This is a genomic window from Prosthecobacter sp. SYSU 5D2, assembly GCF_039655865.1.
Classification (GTDB): domain Bacteria; phylum Verrucomicrobiota; class Verrucomicrobiia; order Verrucomicrobiales; family Verrucomicrobiaceae; genus Prosthecobacter.
Genome location: NZ_JBBYXL010000008.1, coordinates 74,335 through 94,090, shown reverse-complemented (window position 1 = coordinate 94,090; position 19,756 = coordinate 74,335). Strand labels below are relative to the sequence as shown.

Annotated in this window: 15 protein-coding genes; 6 read left to right on the top strand and 9 right to left on the bottom strand. The window is 62.4% G+C overall.

Annotated elements, in window-relative coordinates:
- Positions 1-199: 199 nt before the first annotated feature.
- Positions 200-856 (bottom strand): pyridoxamine 5'-phosphate oxidase, encoded by a 657-nt coding sequence (gene pdxH, locus WJU23_RS14910; RefSeq protein ID WP_346333397.1) that lies wholly within the window; start codon positions 854-856, stop codon positions 200-202.
- A 91-nt stretch (positions 857-947) separates the two neighbouring features.
- On the opposite strand from pdxH, the gene hpt reads away from it, so the two are divergent.
- The 3 genes from hpt to WJU23_RS14895 are packed head-to-tail and all read left to right on the top strand — an operon-like array spanning position 948 to position 2,606.
- On the top strand, positions 948-1,490 hold the full coding sequence (gene hpt / locus WJU23_RS14905; RefSeq protein WP_346333396.1) for a hypoxanthine phosphoribosyltransferase: 543 nt from the start codon (positions 948-950) through the stop codon (positions 1,488-1,490).
- Positions 1,487-1,732 (top strand): MoaD/ThiS family protein, encoded by a 246-nt coding sequence (locus tag WJU23_RS14900; RefSeq protein ID WP_346333395.1) that lies wholly within the window; start codon positions 1,487-1,489, stop codon positions 1,730-1,732. Before hpt ends, WJU23_RS14900 begins: the two co-directional genes overlap by 4 nt.
- 49 nt (positions 1,733-1,781) lie before the next feature.
- The gene (locus WJU23_RS14895) at positions 1,782-2,606 is read left to right on the top strand and encodes a class I SAM-dependent methyltransferase (protein WP_346333394.1); all 825 of its coding nucleotides are present in this window, start codon (positions 1,782-1,784) and stop codon (positions 2,604-2,606) included.
- On the opposite strand, the gene rsmA is transcribed toward WJU23_RS14895, so the two are convergent.
- Together rsmA and WJU23_RS14885 are read right to left on the bottom strand one after the other, a co-directional pair.
- Positions 2,585-3,940, bottom strand: coding sequence for a 16S rRNA (adenine(1518)-N(6)/adenine(1519)-N(6))-dimethyltransferase RsmA (rsmA, locus tag WJU23_RS14890; RefSeq protein WP_346333393.1), 1,356 nt, complete (start codon positions 3,938-3,940; stop codon positions 2,585-2,587). The genes WJU23_RS14895 and rsmA overlap by 22 nt on opposite strands.
- 373 nt (positions 3,941-4,313) lie before the next feature.
- Positions 4,314-10,226 (bottom strand): alpha-2-macroglobulin family protein, encoded by a 5,913-nt coding sequence (locus WJU23_RS14885; protein WP_346333392.1) that lies wholly within the window; start codon positions 10,224-10,226, stop codon positions 4,314-4,316.
- A 216-nt stretch (positions 10,227-10,442) separates the two neighbouring features.
- On the opposite strand from WJU23_RS14885, the gene WJU23_RS14880 reads away from it, so the two are divergent.
- A complete protein-coding gene (locus WJU23_RS14880) occupies positions 10,443-10,658 on the top strand; it encodes an addiction module protein (protein ID WP_346333391.1) in 216 nt (71 codons plus the stop codon).
- Here the strand turns inward: WJU23_RS14880 and WJU23_RS14875 are convergent.
- From WJU23_RS14875 to WJU23_RS14855, 5 genes are read right to left on the bottom strand one after another with little or no spacing between them, the layout of a single operon-like run.
- A complete protein-coding gene (locus tag WJU23_RS14875; RefSeq protein ID WP_346333390.1) occupies positions 10,645-10,965 on the bottom strand; it encodes a hypothetical protein in 321 nt (106 codons plus the stop codon). The two genes, WJU23_RS14880 and WJU23_RS14875, sit on opposite strands and share 14 nt — an antisense overlap.
- Before the next feature lie 53 nt (positions 10,966-11,018).
- A complete protein-coding gene (locus WJU23_RS14870; protein WP_346333389.1) occupies positions 11,019-11,186 on the bottom strand; it encodes a hypothetical protein in 168 nt (55 codons plus the stop codon).
- On the bottom strand, positions 11,183-12,310 hold the full coding sequence (locus WJU23_RS14865) for a PepSY-associated TM helix domain-containing protein (RefSeq protein ID WP_346333388.1): 1,128 nt from the start codon (positions 12,308-12,310) through the stop codon (positions 11,183-11,185). The genes WJU23_RS14870 and WJU23_RS14865 overlap by 4 nt, the downstream gene beginning before the upstream one ends.
- Positions 12,311-12,317: 7 nt before the next feature.
- Positions 12,318-14,504: a TonB-dependent siderophore receptor gene (locus tag WJU23_RS14860; RefSeq protein WP_346333387.1), complete on the bottom strand. Its 2,187-nt coding sequence runs from the start codon at positions 14,502-14,504 to the stop codon at positions 12,318-12,320.
- A gap of 50 nt (positions 14,505-14,554) precedes the next feature.
- Positions 14,555-15,565 (bottom strand): AraC family transcriptional regulator, encoded by a 1,011-nt coding sequence (locus tag WJU23_RS14855; RefSeq protein WP_346333386.1) that lies wholly within the window; start codon positions 15,563-15,565, stop codon positions 14,555-14,557.
- A 153-nt stretch (positions 15,566-15,718) separates the two neighbouring features.
- On the opposite strand from WJU23_RS14855, the gene WJU23_RS14850 reads away from it, so the two are divergent.
- Positions 15,719-16,309, top strand: coding sequence for a hypothetical protein (locus WJU23_RS14850; protein ID WP_346333385.1), 591 nt, complete (start codon positions 15,719-15,721; stop codon positions 16,307-16,309).
- Between the two features lie 12 nt (positions 16,310-16,321).
- Entirely contained in the window at positions 16,322-17,260 is a 939-nt protein-coding gene (locus WJU23_RS14845) for a glycosyltransferase family 9 protein (protein WP_346333384.1), read from the top strand.
- Between the two features lie 375 nt (positions 17,261-17,635).
- Here the strand turns inward: WJU23_RS14845 and WJU23_RS14840 are convergent, their stop codons facing one another.
- Entirely contained in the window at positions 17,636-19,660 is a 2,025-nt protein-coding gene (locus WJU23_RS14840; protein WP_346333383.1) for an ATP-binding protein, read from the bottom strand.
- Between the last annotated feature and the right edge of the window lie 96 nt (positions 19,661-19,756).

Here is a 19,756-nt window from a genome sequence, read left to right as displayed (position 1 = left end):
GCACTCCAGGACGCTATCGCGCCTCAAGCAGGGCGGTACAGCAGCGGGTGTGTTTCAGGATCACGGTCACCATTCCGGGTCGGGGTCAAATTCATCGGCGATCTTCTCCGTCTTGAACCGGTAGATGCTTTGTTCACGGGGATGAGGACCTTTTGAAAACCGGGACTTGGCGAGGCTGGCTCCTTGAATGTGACGGGGGTCAGGGGCTGAGGCGTTCCATTTTCCAGGTGCTGTCTTCCTGGCGGGTGTAGCGGAGGCGGTCGTGGAGGCGGCTGACGCGGCCCTGCCAGAACTCGATCTCGGAGGCCAGCAGGGTGTAGCCGCCCCAGTTGGGAGGGCAGGGGATGGGGCCGCCGGCGAAGCGGGCGGTGACTTCGGCTTCGCGGGCTTCCAGCCATTCGCGCCCGGGAATGACGGTGCTCTGGTCGGAGACCCATGCGCCGATTTGATGGCCGGCAGGGCGGCTGGCGAAGTAGGTCTCGGCGTCTTCGCGGGGCAGTTTGGAGATGTGGCCGCGAATGGAGACCTGGTGATGCCTTTGCGCCCAGAGAAAGGTGAGGGCGGCCTGCGGATGGGCGGCAAGGTCGCGGCCTTTGCGGCTGTCGTAGTTGGTGAAGAAGTGGAAGCCGCGCAGGTCCAGGCCTTTGAGGAGGACGGTGCGGCTGTTGGGGCCGCCGTCACTGCCGAGGGTGGAGAGGGTCATGGCATTGGGCTCCGGGAGCTGGTGGGCCAGGGCATCGGCGAGCCAGAGGTTGAAGAGCTCATGCGGATCAGCGGGTGCGGTGTCTTCCGTGAGGCTGTCGAGGTCGTAGCTGACGCGGAGGTCACGCAGGCTGGTGGGAGATGGGTCGGGCATGGTGGTTGGAGAAAGAAACGTGCGGGAGGCCGTTGCGGCAATCCCATGTTTGCGCCTTGATGCAGTATTCTTGTCATTGCCCTGCCTCATCATGCCTGCCCCCTCTGGAGTTTTAAGCGATCTCGACCGTGTCCTGCTGGATGCGGAATCCATCCGTAACCGTGTCACTGAGATGGCGCGGCAGATTGAGACGGACTATGCGGGCAAGGTCATCACCGTCGTCGTGCTCATGGATGGTGCGCTGTTTTTTGTGGCGGACCTGCTGCGGCAGATCAACCTGCCGATGCGTATCGTGACGCTGGGTGCCAGCAGCTACCACGGCGGCACGGAATCCACCGGGGAGGTGAAGCTGAACTGGCCTGCCGGGGTGGAATTCACCGGGCTGGATGTGCTGCTGCTGGATGACATCCTGGACACGGGGCTGACGCTGCATGCGCTGCAGGAACGGCTGCTGTTTGAAAAGCCTGCTTCATTAAAAACGGGAGTGCTTTTGGACAAAAAGCGGCCCCGGGAGCATGCGGTGCCGCTGGAGTATTGCGGCTTCGAAATTGGCGATGATTTCGTCGTCGGTTATGGCATGGACTACCAGGGCCGTTTCCGCAACCTGCCCTGCATCGGCATCCTGAAGCTATGACCATCCGCCTGCTGTTTTTTTCCGTCCTGCAGGACATCACCGGCACCGGGGAGACGACCTGGAGCCTCCCCGCCGGTGCCACCGTGGCAGATTTGTTGCAGAGCCTTTATACCCAATGGCCCGCCCTGGGTGAATGGGACAGCAGCCTGCTGACTGCCGTGGACCAGACCTATGTCAAAAGAAGCGAGATTTTGCACGAAAACTGCGAGGTCGCCATCATGCCGCCGGTGCAAGGAGGTTAAGACACATTGACCCTGCACATGAATCGTGCGAAACACCGATCACCACGCAATGAAAGACATCGTTGACAACCGCCGCCACATTTCTCTCGGAAAAAAACTGAGCCTCGCCGGACTCATTGTGAAGGAAAACGGCATCGTCTGGTGCGCTGCCTTTGCTTCCTATTATGCGGCCAGTGCGGTGGGCTCCCGTGCCTTCAAGCTGATGGACCACATCCGCCGTCGCGACGGCGTGCCGGGGATGAACAGCCGGGCGCTGAACAAGGCCATCTGGGAGGCCTGGGACTGGCAGGCAGGCGGTGAGGAATGGACGCCGAGCGAGGCCTGGAAGACCGCCATCATCGAGCATGTGCTGCGCGGCTACCTGCCGCAGGGCGGGCAGTTTTTGGAGATCGGCCCGGGCGGCGGCCGCTGGACCGGGGAGCTCATCCAGCGGGCGGACGGGCTGCTGGGCGTGGACATCTCCGCCTCCTGCGTGGAGGTCTGTACGGAGAAATTTGCCAGCACGGGCAAGGCGAAGTTCATCGTCGGCTCCGGCAACGATCTGTCCGGCGTGCCGGACCGGAGCGTAGATGCGCTGTGGAGCTTTGACGTCTTCGTCCACATCAACCAGGCGGAAGTGGAGCGGTATGCGGATGAATTTCGCCGGGTCTTCAAACCGGGTGCCGTGGGCATCATCCATCACGGCAGCGTCGGCGGCGGCCTGGGCGGCTGGCGCAGCAACCTGACCCACGAAGCCATGCTGGAGCTGCTGAAGAAGCGCGGCTTTGAGATTGTGGCTTCCTTCAAGGAGTTTACCCACGATGGCGTGACGCATCAGACCGGGCTTTATGAAGACGTGGTCACCGTCTTCCGTCAGCCCGCTGCCGCCGTATAGGCCTTCCAGCAGGAGACAAACCCTTTGGCGAAGTCCTGCGGGCGGGCCGCCACCCAGGTGGTGATCTGCGCGGGAGTGAACCACTCCCCATAGGGCACCTCCTCCGGCAGGCAGCGCATGGGGCCGTTGTGACGGGCGATGTGGAGCTCCACAAACTCATGATCCGTATGCGTGCCGGCAGGCAGTTGCGCGGCCAGCTCGGTGGTGGTGATCTCCAGGCCCACTTCCTCCCGCACCTCGCGGATGGCGCAGGCGGCGTAGCTTTCCCCAACGTCGAGGTGCCCGGCGGCGCTGCTGTCCCATTTTAAAGGGGAGACATCCTTCAGGTGGGAGCGCATCTGCAGGAAGATGTCGCCCCGGGCATTGATGACAAAGACGTGGACGGCACGGTGGAGCAGGCCCTGGGCGTGCACCTCACCCCGGGTCTTCTGACCGATGACTTCATTGCGGTCATTGACGACGTCAAAGACCTCGCTGGCCTTCTGGCCGGCATCGGCGGTTTTGCGTTCTTCATACCAGCGGGAAAGGTTCACCCATTGCAGGACGGAGAGCTCCTCGGCCCGCATGGTGACGGGCATCTGGAGAGATTCCGCCAGGGCCTCCCAGCCGCCAGGGGCAGGCAGCAGGAGGTTCTTCATCTGCTTGCGGCGCTGACTGAAGCCCATGCGCACCAGCTTTTCAAACAGGCGGCGGTCATAGACCGGCAGGGTGGCGGGATCACGAGGCGTGAAGCGGACGATGGCGCTGTCCACCTTCGGTTTGGGGGAAAAGGCCTCTGGCGGAATGATGCGCAGGAGCTCCACATCCCAGTCGCGCTGCACGAGCACGGAGAGCGCGCCGTAACCGTCCTCCCCATGGCGGGCGGCCAGGCGCTGGCAGACCTCCTTTTGCAGCATGAAGACCGCACTCTTCACCGGCGTAGGTGGGGTGAGCATGTGCTTCATGATCTCACCGCCGACGGAGTAAGGCAGGTTGCCGATGACGCGGACATCGCCGTGCTGGTACCAGTCGCGTTTGTCCACCTGGGTGGCATCGCCATGCTGCACCTCCACGCCCTGGTGGCCGTAACGGGTCTGCAACTGCGGGGCAAGCTGGTTGTCTTTTTCGATGAGCAGCAGCTTCCGCGGGCGGCCCACCAGATACTGCGTCATCGCACCGAGACCCGGGCCAGGCTCAATGACAAAGGCGTCGTCATCCGGCAGGATCTGGTCGGCGATCCAGCGGGCCACTTCTTCATCCACCAGGAAGTTTTGCCCCATGCTTTTGCGCGGAGTGACTTCCTGGCCCCCGATGGTGCGGGTGGGACGGAACTTGGGACGACGGTTGAATTGCATGGCGTTTCATCGCATGGCTCGCGGCCCGGTGCGAATGGAAAGGCGGGGGGAAGTGAAGGCTCTATGGACGCTCGGGTTTGCCGCAGAGGGGCGGAGAGGCAGAGATGCTGAGGGATGAATATTAAATACTTTGCCCCTCTTCTCCTCTGCCCCTCTGCGGCCAAATCTATGACCCCTGGACGCCCTTCACTGCCCGGCCACCTGACCTGGCGGAAGGGATGGGGTGGAGGCGGTGGGGGATGAAGGCTCTATGGACGCTCGGGTTTGCCGCAGAGGGGCGGAGAGGCAGAGATGCTGAGGGATGAATATTAAATACTTTGCCCCTCTTCTCCTCTGCCCCTCTGCGGCCAAATCTATGACCCCTGGACGCCCTTCACTGCCCGGCCACCTGACCTGCTGCCGATGGCAGGGTGCGGAGGCGGTGGGTGGGGGAGAGGCCGTATTTGCTGGGCTCGTACATGGCCTCGATCCGGGCGGAGGGGGCGATGGAGTCGCCTTCGCCGATGACGCGGGCGAGGTAGCGGAGCTGGAATTTGCCTTTCTCCGGGGCGTAGTCGGTGAAGAAGAGGGCGCGGTCGGCGCGGACTTCGCGGTGGTCGCAGAACCAGGCACCGACGCCTTCGGGGAGCTGGTCGCCCTGGCGCTCGCTCTGGGTGTCGAACTCGGGGTTGATGGCCTCCAGGACACTGGGGAGCGGGTCATCAATGGCCAGGTAGCGGTCGCCACCGCCGATATCTATTTGAAGGGTGATGACCACCATGTCGCCGACGCGGAGGTTATCCGCAGGCTGCATGGAGCCGTCATCCAGCAGTTTTTGATAGGTGCGTTCGATGGCGTAGCCCTTGTTTTCCCCGCCGAAGTCGCGGTCAGGCGGATAGGCGCTGGCCTGGATGCGGGAGAAGGCGCTGCGGTCTTCTGGAAGCTCCACTTTCAGGGGAGCGGAGGAGAGCTTCTCATTGAGGGCAAAGGAGACCTGGGCGGTGCCGGGCGGGTTGGCGATGGTCAGCGGCTGCTCCTGGGCATCCCAGGTGACTTTGGCCAGGAGGGGCTCGGCTCCGTTCTTCAGGCTGCGGTCATAGGCGGCCAGGGAGGTCAGCGTCCAGGCATTGGTGAAGGTGTTTCCCCATTCGCCCTTGCCATTGCGGCTGGTGAGCATGGACTGGGCGATCTTTTCCGCATCCGTTGTTAGGCCAAGGTGGGTGTAAACGATGAGGCGCAGGGCTTTGTTGACGCCGTTGCCCGCCCAGTGGGACCAGACCGGTGCGGCAGGGCGGGCGGGAGCAGGGGCGGCTTTTTTGGCGGTCTTTTTTGCATCCGGTTTGGCTGGCGGTGGCGGCGGTGTCCAGCCGGCCATCTCCTTGATCTGCTGGGCGGGCGCGTCCGTCAGGCACATGGCCAGGGCGGTGTAAAGGCGGGCGGCTTCCGGCAGGCTGGTGCGCCTGGAATGAAGCAAAGTTTGGTAGGCGGGCTCGCCCTTCTTGCCTTTGGCCAGGGTGTAGAGGGAGAGGGCGGCATCGCTGAGATGGTAGAAGTCTTTTTCATCCTCCAGGCCGCGCAGCTTTTTGGAAAGGTAGGTGAGCAGCCTTTCGATGACCTCCGGTGGCACGCTGGCCCCGGCATCCCGGGCGCGAAGCAGCATGAGGCCGCCGTAGGCACTGGCCCAGTGGGAGGGCTCCTGGCCGCCGGGCCAGTAGGCCAGACCGCCTTCATCCGTGGTCATCTGCAGCAGGCGGTTCACGCCTTTCTGGATGGCGTCTTTGCTTTTTTCTGCGGAGAGGTGGTCCGGGAAGAGGTTGTGGTATCCGCCCAGGGCCAGCCAGGGCATGGTGGCGGAGGTGGTCTGCTCGGCGCAGCCGTAAGGATAGGTGAGGATATAGTCCAGCGCGTCCTTGGCCTCTGAAAGGCGGGAAGTGCTGAGGCTGACCTGCAGGCTGCCTTGGCCCTCCAGCAGGGCGGGGTTGATCTCCTGGGCCAGGTTTTCCACCGGAGTGGCGGCATCCAGCCGGGCATAACGGACCTCCCTCAGCTCCGGCAGCGGGTGGGTAACCTCGAAGGTGGAGACGGTGGCGTCATTGAGAGCGGGAGCGCCATCGCTCCAGGTGGCGGTCTGCGCGGACCATTTCCAGCTGGCAGTGCCCAGTTTGGCAAAGCGCACAGGAAAGGCCACAGCGGTGGTTTCACCGGCCTTGATGGCGACGGTTTGTTGCCACACTTTTGGTTCGGCGTGGGCGTCCGGCTTCAGGCTGGCGGGAATGAACAGGCGCTCTTCGCGGATGAAGTCGGCGGTGTCATCCAGTTCCAGGCGCACACGCACCTCGCCGGCATGCGGAGTGGTGTTGTGGATGACGGCTTTCAAAAGCGTCTCGTCATCCAGGCGGGCGAAGCGGGGAACGACGGGCTCCACCATGAGAGGCTTGTTGATCTTGAAGGCGGACTCGCCGCTGCCGAAGCGGTCCGCGCCGCTGGTGGCCACGGCCATGAGGCGGTAGCGGGTGAGATTGTCCGGAGCCTTCAGGGAGGTGCTGATGCGGCCTTTGGCATCCGTCATGACGGTGGCCAGCCACAGGGGCGTGGCGACGAAGTTTTTCCGCACCTGCATGGCGCTGTCATCCATGTCGCCGCCACCGCCGATGACGAATCCTTTGTTACCGCGCTCGCGGGCGGCGAAGTCTTCCGCCAGCAGGTCATCAAAGGAGGTGTAGTTGTCAATGGCCAGCGGCATCGGCTCATGGAAGTAGGCGGAGGGATCCGGCGTCTCATGTTTCATCAGGCTGAGCACGCCTTCATCCACGGCATAAAGGGTCACCTCGCTGTTGGCGACAGGATTGCCCTGCCAGTCCATGACGCTGCCGCCGACGGCCAAGGATTCGCCCGGTTTGACCTCGGTTTTTTCCGGAACGATGGCGACGGCCAGTTCCTTGACTTTGGACTCCACCTCGAGCTGGCAGTAGCCGACTTTGTACTCGGGCATTTTGTGCTGCTTGGGGCTGGCATCGCTGCCGCGCACCAGCACGACGGAGACGAAGACATTCGGCGCCTCCTCATCCTGGACTGGAACGCGGATGACGGGCTGCTCCGGTGAGATCTGCGTGACGAAATGGCGGTGCACTTTGTTGCGCTCCACACTGACCAGGGCGGTGCCGGCGATGGGGGTCTTGACCACAATGACGGCTTCCTCACCGGGCTTCAGCTTCTTCTTCTCCGGCTGGAGGTTGATGCGTGCGCCGTCTTCCATGGCCCATGGGAAGTCGCCGCCGCCGAGGACGTAAACCGGCAGGCGTGAGAGCATCTTTTTCCCCTGCGAATCGGTGGCCTCTGCGGTGACGAAATAGACGCCGCCACGGGCAGGCTTAAAGGTGACCTGCGAGGTGGGTGCGGAGCCTGCGGTGGGGCTTTGCAGATCTACCGACTGCTTCATCTCCTCGCGGAGAATGACCTGGTCTTTGGTGGTGGAGCCGCCGCCTGCGGTGGCGATTTTCAGCGTGTGGTATTCCTGGCGTTCCACCTTCATGTCCACGCGCACATTGCCAGTAGCGGGGCCGCCTTTGGAATCAATGGCCAGGACATCCACCCGCAGGTCCTGACCGGCGGTGCCGAAGAACTGCGGCCCTTTTAAACCGAGGATGAATTCTGCGCCGGGCACTTCAAACTCCGTGGCCGCGCTGATGGTCTGCTGGTTGATGTCGGTCACCTCGGCGGTGACGCGGACCTGCTGCGGCAGGGAGGCGCGGTCCGGCGGCGGCATGGGCATCTCCAGGGTGGCGGTGCCTTCCTCACTGAGGACGGTATCGCCGCTCACCCACCAGTCGCCTTCATCATCGGAATCGCTGTCATCGTAGTGGCCGTCGGCATCGCGGTCCTTGGCATAATTGGCCCAGCGGGGCGCATCGCCAAAATGGTAGTCGCTGTAGGCGGCGGGCGGGCTGAAGGAGCGGGAGGAGGAGGCGGTCCAGTTTGCTTTGGCGCGGCTGAGGGACTTGCCCATGTAATAGCTGGCGCTGAGCGGCAGCTTCAGGCGGTCGGCCAGGGTTTCCAGCTTCGCACCGTCCAGTTTGACCTCGAAGCTGTTGGGCCGGTAGTCATCAATGCGGAAGGAGTAATAGCCGCTGGCTCCCCGGTTTTCTTCGCCGGGTTCATTAAAATGAATCATGAGCTCATACCAGCCCAGCGGGCCTTCCGGGAGGGCGATGTCATCGTTCCAGGAGCCGTTGGGAGTGAAGGTGATTTCCTTCTCAAGGACGACGCGGTAGCGTGGATCGCGGATGACGAGGCGGGCCTTGGAGGACTCTGGATCCAGCGTCAGATCATCGGCGATGCGGGTGCGGGTGAGCGCCTTGAAGTGGGCGGTATCCCCCGGACGGAAGAGCGGGCGGTCGCCGAAGATGAAGGTGCGGCGCACCGGCTTCCACACGTCCTCCCAGGCGGTGGGAATGTCATACGGAATGGCATTGCCGATGTGGGAATTGTTGCAATCCAGCGCGGTGCAGTCACCGGCCTTTTCAGCGAGGAGGAGGGCGGGAGTGCCGCCGGTGAGGGTGGCCACACCATTGGCATCCGTATCGGCATAACCGATGAGCTTTTGCTCGCCATCCACCGCCGTGAGGCGCACACCCGCGACGGGCTGGCCGGTCTGCAGGGAGGTGACGAAGGCGAGGGTCTCGCGGCCATTGCTCTTCTGCATGAGGCCCAGGTCGGTGAACTGGACGAGGGTCTGGGTGATGACACCTTTTTCAGAGACACCTTCCGCAGCCCGGCCTTCGAACTCGATGAAAAGCGGCGCGGCGGTGTCCGCTCCGAGCACTTCATGCCAGTTGAGCTTGATCATCTCGCTCTGGTCAAGCGGCTTGTTCACCGGGAAGGTGCGGTCAAAAACAACGGTGCCGGGATAAGCGTCGATAGTCTCAGGTTTGAACGCCTTTTTCTTGTCCTCCCCCAGATAGAAGGAGCTGCGGTAGGCGGCGTATTTTTGCGTGGTCTGCAGCAGCTCCGGGCCGGTGAGGCGCCTGGCGCGGACGCGGACTTCGCGGACGTTGGCGGCGGTGATTTCAAATTCGCCGCTGCCTGTGGCAAGCTGCGTGCGCACAAAGGCCGGCGCGGCGACGTACGGCGGATTCGGGATGAAGGAGACTTCTTGTTCGCTGGCGTCGGCAAGCGGCAGGCCGTCGCCGGACTCAAGGCCGGGAGCAATGACGACGCGGTAGGGGGTCTTCAAGGCGAAGGGGCCGGTGAGGCGAAGGACGGAGCCGGTGATGGTGGCCTTGAGGCCTGCGACGTCCGGCGTGATGTGGACGGAGGCGGCCAGCTTGTCCGCCAGGCCCTGGATTTCCTCGGTTTTCCACGGCTCATCGCGGGAAGGGAGGAGCGGTTTGTTAAAGGCGATATCCAGGTAATAGGGCTGGTCGAATGGCGTGTGGCCGCTGGTCTGCCTAACCAAAAAGGGTTTCACGTCCCCGAGGAAGATTTCATCCCCCACGGCCAGGCCGGCATAACCGGAAGCATTCATCAAAGTGGGCTGGATGACGAGCTTCCACTTTTCCGCGACCGGCAGCGGCTCCGCTGGCTTGACGACGATGGCGCTCAGGCGCGTGGCTCCTTCGGCCAGGGTGGGTTTCACTTTGGCGATCTCCTCCGCCCAGGTGGCCTGCGGCTCGCTGTAGCGGGAGAAGTCGGCCGCCTTGGCATGGCGGACGGTGGCTGGAATGGTCAGCGGCGGATTGACGGAGACAAAGGCGATGTGCGGCGCAGTATCGGCAGCGTTGACGTTGTCATTGAACTCAAAGAGGAAGCGCGGTTCACGCCGGGCCTCGTTGTCATTGAACCACTTCGGCGACTGGTCAATGATGCGGAACTGCGCACTGCTGACGGAGGCCAGCGGCGCGGTGGAGAGGGCCTTGCCCGCCACATCCCGCAGGCCGGAGCGCAGGGAAAACTGGTAGCTGGCATTGAACTTGGGGGCCTGGCTGAGCTTGAACTGGCCGCTGCGGGTGCTGACCCACTGGAACTCCCCCGCCAGCGGTGGTGAGACGACGAGCGGCGGCTCCGGGTCCACACCGCCGATCCTGTCCTTCGGGATCATCGGTGTGGGGAAGACGACCTCGATGGTGGATACCGGCGACAGCTCCACTGGCTGTATGCTGAACTGCGCCTCCAGCGGTGCCGTTTCCTTTGGAGACTCAGCAGGGCCCGTTGTGGCGGGAGCGGCGGGGGCCGCCATCGAGACAGAAAGCGGCAGCAGAGCCGCCAGACACAGGGCTGTGGACAGCCCAAAACGCGTGATAAGTTTCATGACGTGCAGGGGAAAATTCGCTGAGTGAGAATAGCACACAGACGAAAGCGCACGGAAAAGAATTTAGTCTATTTTGACTTGAAGGCGGATTTTGGATGCAGGAAATGGGCGATGGCACAGAGAAGTCCGTAACCAGTTGCATCATACCAAAAGCTGATCCCGCGCCTGCTCAAAATAACTTTGTGTGACGCCATAAAAGGGATAGCCTGAATTGCCATGAGTACCATTGAAGTCTCACATCTCACCCTGCGGGAAAAATTCCAGGTCATGGAATCGCTGTGGGACGATTTGCGTCATCATGTGGAGCGGTTGGAGGTACCTCAAACCCATAAGGATGTCCTGGATTCACGACGGCAGAAGGTGGACTCCGGAGCTGGCAAGCTCCGCCTGTGGGACGAGGCAAAGCACGACATCGGTTTTAGAATCCCATAAAAGAGTAAACAGCTTTAAGGACGAGACTTGTGAAGAATCCGCCAACGATAAAGGCCGTTTGAATCACCCGCAGCAGACGCTGAAGTTCAAACCATCCCTCCTCCAAGGACCACAGCCAATCCCCAATCGAGGTGACAGCCCACGTGACCAATCCCAAAAGGGCCAAGAGAATTGCCACAAGCCATACCGGTGCTTGTTCAGAACCCGCGCAGATCCAGATCGCATGGATGGCTGTCACATAGGTCATTACCAGGTTAAGAGCTACCCCGAGGACTCTGGCCAGGACTGCTGTGTGCTCGATAAGCATGACGTTTGTGAATCCATGCTATCAAGGACAGATTTTTAACTCAAGCAGGTTTGCTATTTCTTCATCCAAAATCGCCCCACCAATAAAGGCGGCACGGCGAGGAGTGCCCAGGCGATGTAATCCCACAGGCCTTCGGCCACGAGGGCGAGGATGAGGGCGGCGAGGGAGGTGAAGGCGAGGAGGGCGGGAATGGCCCAGGTGGAGCGGCGGAGGGTGCTCATGAGGTGGCTTCCTGAAGCAGCGAGACCTCGCGACGGCGGCCGCGAAGCTTGGCGATGAAAAGATACAGTCCGCTGATGCAGAGGATGATGGTGAGGACGGTAAACACGGCCCAGATGATCCGCAGCGGGGTGCCGGCATAGTCACCAAAATGCAGCGGGCCGCTGACGAAGAGCGCCTGAATGTACCAGGGCGCATCACTGGCCACAGTGAGTTCGGCGGTGGCGGCATCCACCAGCGTCAGCTTGGGCACGCGCTTGGCCAGGCCGGACTCGGCAGCCATGAAGAGGGTAAAGTGATGCTGGCCGGTCAACTGCGTGCCGGGAAAGACGGCGAACTGCATGCGATGCCCCGGCCAGGCCTGGCGGGCGGTGGCGATGGCCTGGTCCAGCGGCACGATGCTCTCCGGCGCTGGGCGGTCCTTAAAGGGGGCCGTCATCGCGGCGAGGTCCTGGTGCTGGTAGATCATGAGGAGAGGCTTCCCAAGCTCCAGGACGATGCCGGTGAAGCAGACGACACAGCACCAGGCCAGCGTGGAAATGCCGACGAGGTTATGCAGGTCCAGTTGAAACAGGCGCGCCCCACGCTCCCGGCGGATCATGCCATAGAGAAAGCTACGCATAAAGGGCGCATAGATGACCACGCCGGAGATCAGGGCGACAAAGAAGGCAATGCCGACGAGGGCCAAGAACAGCTCACCGAAGAAACCGGCATAGAGATTGGCATGGAGATTCAGCACGATCATGCTGAATGTCTGGTCCAGCTTCACATCCGTGGCCTGGCCGGTGAAGCCATCCAGGATGACGGCCTTGCTCTCTGCCAGGTCCTGGACACCGGGAGGCAGCATGGTGATCAAGACCCGGCCCGGATGATCCTCATCCTCTGCATAAACGGCGGGGGACCAGCCGGGGCGGGATTGCCTGGCCGCCTCCACCAACTGGCTGGGGGGCTGCATCTCCCGTCCCTCCTGCCGGATCTCCGGCATGGAGCCGAGCATGGCATCGATCTCCGGGTGGAAGATGAGCAGGAGACCGGTGACACAGAGGAACAGCAGATTGGCGGTGCAAAACAGGCTGCTCCAACGGTGCAGAGTGGTCCAGCGGCGGATGGAGGCGGAGGATGCCATGATTGAATTAGAACTCGAATTTCACGGAGGCAATGAAGGTGCGGGCATTGCCTGCCTGGACCGAGGTGCTCTGGTCTGCGGAGTAGAAGATCTCGTTATCGAAGAGGTTCTTCACATTGAGCTGCACCTGCCAGTTGTTACGCCGGTAAAAGACCAGCGCATCGGTCTGTGCAAAACCGGCCAGATTGCCGCTGTTGACCGTATCCACGGCGACGCGGTCGCTCATGTAAACGCCACCGCCAAAGCCGAGGCCCTTCAGCCTGCCGGTCTGGATTTCATAGGTGGTGAAGATGCTGCCGCTGTTTTCCGGCACACCGGGGCGGCGGTTGCCCACATTGGCTCCGCCGGGGGCATCAATGATGCGGCTGTCCAGATAGGCGTAGTTCATGAGCAGCCGCCAGCCTGGGGCCAGCTCGCCCGCGAGGTCCAGTTCAAAACCGCGGCTGCGCTCCTCGCCGGCATTGATGGAGAACAACGGATTGTTGGGATCTGCGGCGGAGATGTCGGTCTTGTTGATCTGGAAGAAGGCTGCGCTGGCGATGAAGCGGCCGTCCAGCAACTCCGTCTTGGCCCCCAGCTCAAACTGGCGGCCACGCTCCGGGTCCAGGCTTTCGCCACTGGCGGTTCTCAGGGAGATGTTCCTGAATGAGTTGGTGCTTTCCGAATAGCTGCCGTAAAGGGCGAGCTGCTTGAGCGGCTTGAAGACGATGCCAGCAAAGGGGTTCACGCTGCCCTGGTCCAGCTCTCCAAAGGTATCCGGAAAGGGAACGCCAGGGTCTGCATAGGTGGATTCAAAGGTGGCATCAAACCACTCCAGGCGGGCACCAAAGTTCAGGAAGACAGATTCCCCAAAAGAAACCTTGTCCATGAGCAGAAGGGAATAAGCTTTGGCATCCGTGGTGGTGGCCTCAGCAAAGGCGGTGGGGAAGCCGGGAAACGGCAGCAGGGGACCTGGCTGGTAGCCGGTATAGACGGGGTTGTAAGGATTGATGCCAGGATGGCCGCTGAGTTTGCGGATGTTGTCATTATACTGGTAGTCAAACTCGGCGGAGATGAGCAGCTCGTTTTTCACATTGGGGGCCAGGTCCCAGGTGATGAGGTGATCCAGCCGTGCGGTCAGATATTGCTCGGAAAAGTCAGTGGCTGCGGAGGAACGGGCGATGTTACCTGTGACCGGATCCTGGAGAGGGCCGGCGAAGTTGAAGAGAATGAAGTAGCCGCCCTCACTGGTGGATGTGAGGCCGTGGAGGGAGAGGGTGGTTTTGTGATGCTCGTTCCACCGGTGCTCCAGGGTGAGAAGGGCACGGTAGGTGTCCGTGACATTGCGGGTGAAGCCGGGCTCGCCCAGATAGCGGTCATAGGGTATGCCGCCGATGACGCTGCCGTTCTGATAAGGCATGCCGGGGATGGTGGAGCGGTCATCGTGGCTGTATTCCGCACGGAAGTTCAGCAGGGTGTTCTCGCTGATCTGCCAGGCGAAGGCGGGGGCGATGAAGGTGCGCTCAGACTCGACGTAATCAATGTAGGAATCTCCGGTCTCAAAAGCGCCATCGAAACGAAGGGCAAATTTGTCTGGTACGGCGGCCCAGTTCGCATTGACCTGGGTGCGGTAGAAATCAAAGCTGCCGACCATCTGCTGGATGCTGTAGGCATCCTCAAAACTGGCCCTTTGGGTGACGTAGTTCACCACGCCCCCAGGCTCGCCACGGCCAAAGAGGATGGAGGCGGGGCCTTTGAGGACCTCAATCTGCTGGAGGTTGGCCACATCGGTGGGAGCGACGGCATTGTAAACGATGCCTCCGGGGACGGTGCCGGCGCGGAATCCGTCCTTGATGTAGGTCTGCTGGGCAAAGCCGCGCAGGCGGTAGCTCTCGCCCGTGCCGGTGAAGGTGCCGCCGCGCTGCACGCCGCTGACGTTTTGAACGGCCTCCTGCGGATCAATGATGGCGCGGTCCTGGATGACCTGTTGGGTGACGGTCTGCACGGAGCGGGGCACCTCCATGATGTTTTCCGGGATGCGTGAGGCGGAGTTGGTGACCGGCGCGGAGTAAGCCGTTTTGGGCTCCGCCTCAGCGGAGACGACGACTTCGGGCAGGGTTTCCATTTCACCAGTGGCCGGAGCCGTGGCTTCTTGCGCCAGGAGCGGAGGGAAGGAGAGGCAGAGGAGAAGGAGAGACAGCGGGAGTGGCTTCATGCAGACAGCTACTGAGACCCGTTATCATTTTAATTCTACCAACTGGCGTTTTATTTCTGCCTCGTGACGTTCAACTGAAACTGCTTGGGATTCATGCCGAACTGCTGCTTAAAAAGGGAGGCGAAGTGGCTGGGATTGCTGATGCCGACCATGTGGGAGGCATCCAGAATGCTGCAATCCCCGCGCTCCAGCAGCAGGCGCGCTTTTTCCAGGCGCTGCTGGCGGAGGTAGCCAAAGGTGGTGGTACCGAAGACCTGGTGGAAGCCGGACTTCAATTTTGATTCGCTCAAAGAAACCCGCGTGGCCAGTTCCACCAGTGTGGGCGGGGCCTCCAGGGATTGACGCAGGAACTCTGCGGCGGCATTGATACGCTCCTGGTCCTGGGAGGTGAGGCGGCGGCTGGCGGGCGCAGGAGCGGGGCTGAGGAAGGCGATCATCTCCACAATCAGGTCCAGACAGCGTGCCTCCATGGAGAGCGTGCGGCAGATTCCCTGGAACGGGCAGTTTTGGATCTGCTCCACCACCAGCCGTGCGCGCGGTGTGAGGGGGGCGACGATGCACGGCTCCCCTTCGCCATTGAGGAAGCGGCGCCACTGCGGATGCTCTGCCAGCTCCCGCTCCGTCATCCATTGGCGTAACTGGCTGCCTTCCACCGCCAGGGTGAGGTGCCTGGCCTTTCGCGCGTGGGCGGTGGGCATGGCCCGGTGCTCCTTGGACTGGCTGAAGCGGATGAGCGCCATGGTCCCGGCGTGGCGGTCATGGAGACGGCGGCGCGCGCCGGAGATCTCCTGCCAGTGCCCTTCCAGCGCAAAGGTAAGGACATAAAAGTCCTCCTCCTCATTGCAGCGGATGCGCACCTCCCGGTCGAAGACTTCCTCCGCCCAATGCATGTAAAAGCCGGGGCGGACGGTGCGGGCCGTGGTGGCACCCTGCACCCAGGGAACCAGGGGCTCATACTCCGACTCCACCACCTCCCCATGCTCCTGCACATTGGACTTTTCCGCATACACCTCATGCAGCTCAGTCGCGGTGAGCTGGTAGGAACTGGGTGCGCGAGCCATGACAGGGGGAGGGGACCAATGGTGAATCCGGCAAAAATTAACTTATTGAGTTATGATCTCAACAAGTTTTCCCCAAAGTGGAGAAATCATCTCAAAAACCATGCAGCGAATTGATTGATTCGGCGCGGAGACGGGACAGGTTGGCGGCCCAACATGCTGACTGACCTGCACAACTATCTGTACCACCTGGAACCCACGGGTGGCATTCCGCTGAAAGGCACGGGCATCGTGCTCGGGCTGGCGCTCCTGGCGGTGCACCTGCTGGCCTGGAAAAAGGGCGATGCGGCGAAGGCTTTTCTGAAGGGCTTTCCGCGCAGCTACGCCTGGGGCGTGGCGCTGCTGAGCTTCGGCTGGCTGTGGGGCATGATGTGCCTGGCCAACATTGACATGGGAGAGTTCTATTTCCTGCGGCAGTATTTCCTCATGGCCGTGCCAGCCGGCTTTGTGCTGGTGCTGGTGTATGTGAAGGAATTCCTGGCGGTGCGGGCGCTGGGCTCGCTGATGCTGCTGGCGGCCGGGCCGGTGCTGGCGGCGGCTTTCTTGCAACCGCCGGTGACGCGGCTGCTGCTGCCCATCCTGGCCTATGCGTGGATCATCGTGGGCATGTTTTTTGTGGGCATGCCCTTCCTCATGCGCGACTGGACCACCTGGCTGCTGGCCAAACCGGTGCGCTGGAATGTGGCGGTGTGGAGCGGCATCGCCTACGGCGCGCTGATGCTGGTGCTGGCGGTGACGACGTATTGATTTGATCCGCATATGGAGGCCAAGGGCAACAAGCCGCGCGTCCTGGTCATTCGCGGTGGCGCGATCGGAGATTTTATCCTCACCATGCCGGCGCTGCGGCTGATCCGCGAAACGCTGGCCGGCTGCGAGGTGGAGGTGCTGGGCTATCCGGGCATTGCGGAGCTGGCGGTAAAGGCGGGGCTGGCGGATACGGTGCGCAGCCTGGAGCACCGGTCCATGGCGCTGCTCTTTGCCAAAGGCGCGGCGCTGGACCCGGCGCTGGTGGAGTATCTGCTGAGCTTCAATGTGGTGGTGAGCTACCTGTTTGATCCGGACGGCATCCTGCGCGGGCAGCTGGAGGGCATCGGCGTGAAGACGCTGCTAGAGTGTCCGCACTCCGTACGTCCGGGGCAGGGCCACGCCGCGCAGCAACTGGCCCGGCCGCTGGAAAAGCTGGCCATGTATCTGGACGAGCCGAACTGGCGCGCCCCGCTGCTGGGGGAGGCGAAGCCGGAGGCGTCTGGCATTGGAGGCAGACGCATTGCCCTGCATGTGGGGAGCGGATCGGTGAAGAAGAACTGGCCGGTGGAGCACTGGCGGCAGGTGGTGGCCGCGCTGCGCGAGGAACATCCGGCAGCGGAGGTGATGCTTATCACCGGCGAGGCCGAAAAGGAGCGCGGAGTGGACGTGGCGGGCTTTGAAGCGGCGGAGCACTGGCAGGCGCTGCCGCTGCCGGAGCTGGCGGACCGCCTGCGCGGCTGCGATCTTTTCCTGGGCCATGACAGCGGCATCTCCCACCTGGCCGCGACCTGCGGGCTGCCCTGCCTGCTGCTCTTTGGCCCCACGGACCCGGCCCTGTGGGCTCCGCCGCAGACAGGCGTGCAGGTTTTGCAGGCAGAGGAGGGGGACTGGGAAATGCTGACGCCTGAAGAAGTCATCGCCGCCGTGATGAATGCCCTGAGCCAGGGCTGAGACTGCGGATGTTCCAACTTCCCAGGTCTTGAAAACGGACTTCTTGACTTCGCGCCGGACCGTAGGCCGGATGTGTTCGGCGCAAGTCCGGATCGCTGCCCCCCCCAGCTCCATTCGCCGAATTATCCGGCTTTCTTTGAAGGTACGGAGTCCTCCATGCCAACGAATGACATGGTCTGAGGAAAAGGGCGCCGGCAAAGAAGCCGGATAGTTCTGCGGGCGGCCTGGCCCAGGACCGCGAACTCACCTTACGCAGAACACATCCGGCCTACGGTCCGGCAAGACGACAATCTCTTTTGCTTTGCGTTCTGTGTCTTCTGCCTCTCCAGACCTGAGGCGATGATTGTTCCAACTTCCCAGGTTTTGAAAAATGCCTCAGTCCTTCTTGCTGCGGGTGACGGAGCGGAGGACGGCGGCGAGGAGCTCGCCCTGGTCCACGGGCTTGGAGATGAAGGTGTCAAATCCGGCGGTCATGGCCTTGCGGCGGTCCTCGCTGCGGGCAAAGGCGGTGAGGGCGATGGCGGGGATGCGGCCGCCCTGGTCGGCGGGGAGCTGGCGCAGGGTGGTGATGAAGGTGTAGCCGTCCATCTCCGGCATGCCGATGTCACTGACCAGCGCATGAAAGCGGCGGGTCTTTAAAAGCTCCAGCGCGGCGCTGCCGGAGGAGGCGCTGGTGACGGTGGCACCCTGCTTTTCCAGGATGAGGCGGAGGATGTCCAGGCAGTCCGGCTCATCATCCACGATGAGCACCTCGGCCCCGGTGAGGTCCGGGCGCTGGATTTCCTCCGGCGGCTGGATCTCGGAGGTGGCAGGGTGGGCGCGGCTTTCCTCCTCGTGATGGGCGGCGGGCAGGGGCAGGGCAATGCGGAAGGTGGCGCCTTTCCCCACACCGGCGCTTTTGGCCTGGACGGTGCCGCCGTGCATCTCGGTGAGGTTTTTGACAATGGCCAGGCCGAGGCCGAGGCCGCCATGCTTGCGGGTGATGGAGGCATCTCCCTGGCGGAAGCGGTCGAAGATGTAGGGCAGCAGCTCCGGCTCAATGCCCACCCCGGTGTCGCTGACGGAGATTTCTACGTGGGAGTTCACCCGCTCCAGGGCCACCTCCACCTTGCCGCCGGGGGAGGTGAATTTGATGGCATTGGTGAGGAGGTTCCAGATGATCTGCTGCAGGCGGGAAGGATCTCCACGGACCGGGCTGGTGAGGGGGTCCAGAACGCAGGTGAGGCGGATTTTGCGGGATTCGGCGGAAGGGCGCACGGATTCCAAAGCGGCCTGGATGGTGCGGGCGAGATCGGTGGGCTGGACATCCAGGCGGATCTTGCCGCTGATGATGCGGCTCATGTCCAGGAGGTCTTCGATGAGGCGGGCCTGGGCCTGGGTGTTGCGCTCGATGACCTCGAGGCCGGTTTTGAGCTCCTCCTCATCGGTGTGGTCGGTGCGCAGCATGTGGGACCAGCCGAGGATGGCATTCAGCGGGGTGCGCAGCTCATGGGAGAGGGTGGCCAGGAATTCATCCTTCATGCGGTTGGCGCGCTCGGCGATGTTGCGGGCCTCACTCTCGCGGGTGAGCAGGCTTTCCCGCTCAGTCTCCAGGTGCTTCTTGTCGCTGATGTTGGCCAGGGTGCCGATGACGCCGGTGACGCGGCCACGGTCATCGTATTCAGCGCGGCCTTTGAGGGAGATCCACACGGCGTTGCCTTCGGCATCCTGGATGCGGAATTCATCATCATAATCCGTGTGCTTCATGATGGCCTCGCGCATGGCCTCGCGGGCATCGTTACGGTCATCCGCATGGATGCGGGTCAGCATCTGCTCCCAGGTTTCCTGGGTCTGGGGCCAGAGGCCGCACATCTCAGCGGCCCGGCGGGAGAAGGTGCAGAGGTCCGTCTGGGCATCCCAGCTCCAGTCCGCCAGGCGGGAGTGCTCCATGGCCAGGGCCAGGCGGGTGGAGGAGTGGCGCAGCTCGTCCTCGGATTTTTTTCGTTCCTCCACTTCCTCCTTGAGCTGCTCGGCCAGGCGGGCGGTGCCGGGCAGGCGCATGGCTACGGGCAGCACACGGATGAGGGCGATGACGGTGGTCCAGGAGACTACGGCGGTGATGAACTTCATCAGCCCGGACAGGCGGTACCAGGGGTTCCAGAAAAGCGTGGCATCAATGAGATGCGTGAACCCGCAGGAGAGGATGAAGCCGGCGAAAAGCCAGTAAATGCCCCGGAAGGCGATCTCCTGCTTCTTCGCGATGATGTAGGAGGTGATGGAGATGGGGATGGCCGCATAGGCCCCGAAGATGGCAATGTCAGAGAGGATGTGCAGCCAGCCGTGACCTTCCGTCCATGTGCCGCAGGTCCAGCGCGGGGGGAAACCAGAGGTGTCCAGGAGTTTGAGGAAGAAATCAATCATGGGGCAGGCGGACGGACTGACAGATTGCTGCTGGAACGAACCTAAGAGGGCAGAGCCTAGCATCAGGGCAGCGCTCTGGTCAAACCGGATGATGAG